The organism is Chitinophaga sp., from assembly GCF_036566945.1.
Taxonomy (GTDB): Bacteria; Bacteroidota; Bacteroidia; order Chitinophagales; family Chitinophagaceae; genus Chitinophaga.
On the sequence record NZ_DATCVJ010000589.1, the window covers coordinates 1 to 2,561 of the forward strand.

Genomic DNA, 2,561 nt, shown 5'->3' on the forward strand with positions numbered 1-2,561 from the left:
GCACCACGGTTATAATCCTGCAATAACGTATCTACGTTACCGTGAATGTCGTAGCTGTAATAAGTAGCGCTGGCATGATTAATCCCGTCAATATCTGCTGCCGCGTCATATACTGCGCTCCAGGCCACACGATTGCGCGCATTTTTACCTGCCAGCAAATAATCGATGGTTGGATTCGGCTGATCATACACGGTTTTAGTAATCTGGGACCGGGTATTGGATGCTGCGGTGAGCCATTGCTGAAAAGTATTGGCGCTCCGGCAAATCGCATTTGTCATTTGGGTAGCGGATTTTATCTCCCCTACTTCCGTGATTCTTCCCAGGTAGTCATATAACGTATAGCTATAGGAAGATGTCAATTTCTGTTTTGCATTCCGGGAAACGGTCAGGCGACCGAGCCTGTCGTACCAGAATTCGGAGTATCCTCCGTCCGGTGAAGACTGCGATACTACCTGGTTCAATGTATTGTAGCGGTATTGGGTGGCCATGGTATGTGCAGGCACTCTGGCCGTTCCCGCCAATCTGGCCGCAGCTACACTGTTTAACCAGGTATCTGACCGGTCTACCACTACGCCCGATGGAGGAATGGTTTTTATCAGATTACCTGCCTGATCGTAATAGTAAAGTGTATGATGGTATTCACTTAACGGATGTTTACAAGTGAACACTTCGCTGCTCACTGCAGCCAGGCAACTTTTCATATATGCCTGGTTAAAATCATCCTTCAGGGAATCTGTGCGTGCCCTGAAGATGTCTGTTGCCGTGCTCACGATGAAAAAACTACTGTCTGAACAGTTATTCGTAGTATTTCCTTCGGTGGGTTCAAATGTGGGAACAGACTGCGGACAAAGCAATGGACCTTTATACAGGGCAAGACTGCCGGGTGTACCATCTGCGCAGGCCACTCTGTTGACAGTGGCGGCAAGGACCCTCGAGGAAACTGCTACCGTAGCACTGCCGTAAATGGAATCGTATACTGCTATATCCGCATCCTGACTGGTATAAGCCAATGCCGATGCAGTCATATCGTAAGCAGTATCACCACAAAAGGCCTTTCCGTTTTTGTCGTATAAATACATCACCGGCAGATTATTCAAATAACCACCTGCATTCACAGTGCCATCCCCATTCGCCGCGATGCCCCATAATTGTGCATTCGCTTCGGGGTTCACCATTCTCCTTGCCCAGGGAATACTGCCATCCATATTCATTTTAAGAATGTAGTTACTATTCCCGCTCCCTTCTACTATCTGCCCCATCAACAGACTGCCATCACTCTGCTGACTAGCTGTTACCAGCGATACGTCATTGTTCATTGGTGCGGATAACCGGAAGGCATTTCTAACGGAAAGGTCTGCATTCAAATTCAACACGGTACTTCTACCAGTGGTTGATTCCATGGTAGTAGATCCGGTCATTACAATCCGGACACCTCCATCCGGTAAACTAAACAGCGCATTTACATTGGCCTTGTAACTGGAATGATACACCTTTTGCGCCATTACATTCCCGGTAGTCCTATTGAACTTTATAACAGCAGGATCATACAATTGCTTATTAATATCATACAACAAGCCTACCACCAAAAGGCCACCAGTACTGTCCTCTGCAATATTCTGGGTCAGATCTCCGTAATCAGTACCCATTCGTTTAAACCATTTCATCACACCCATATTGCTCATCACTCCAATGGTCCAGTCTACCGAGGTCGTTGCGGCATCATAGTCACCTACATAAGCAATATCTCCATTACTAAGCTCTCTGATATCTCTCAGGTCATCGCCGGTATTTCCCCCTGAATACAATCCCTTACTCCAGATAATGTTTCCGGAATGATCCAGCTTCATGAATGTGGCATGCCTTGGTACCGCCATTCCAAAAACATCGTTAGAAGAATAACCACCCACGATGATACCCCCATCCCTTGTTTCATTTACTTTAACCTGTACGGCAGGGGAAGTTCCAAAATCATACACCCGCGTCCATATAACATTGGCCGTAGGCGATGTTTTTATAATAATTGGCTTTTGACCGCCGCTGGTTGTCCAGCCAGAGATCAGGTAACCATCAGAAATACGTTTTACATCCCTGATAGTTGCACTATATGTTGTGGCGCTATCCCTTAACTGGAAGGTATTGACGGAAGAAGTTGATCTTGTGACCAATGTATCTTCATAATGTAATAAGCTGCAACTATCTCTGAAATTGAGGTAATCCACTACTGATAAACTATACCCCAACCCATTATTCATAAAGGCGGTAAACAGATCATTGATGGCCTGTTGTGCAGAATCGGATATGGGAGTTTCACCCACCCGCAGCGCGCCACCACTACCACTTCTACCTGGCAAGGCCGGCGTGATGCCGGGGAACATGGTATTAAAACTGGTCACCAGGTTCCCTATTTCCTTACAATTAGTACAAGGCGACGGCGTGTAGCATTGGAATGCAGGCGGCACGGTCACTAACTTCTCCAGGTAAGTACATCCACCAGACGCGTTACAGGCATTCAGGAGATTATCCAGGTCGGCCTGTGCTATCTTTAATTGCTTTGTTCTCAA

The 2,561-nt window shown here is 46.6% G+C and carries 1 protein-coding gene; it reads right to left on the reverse strand.

The window, feature by feature from the left end; genetic code table 11:
• The coding region (locus VIP81_RS18020; RefSeq protein ID WP_331964018.1) for a hypothetical protein at positions 1 to 2,561 on the reverse strand (2,561 nt) is incomplete at both ends.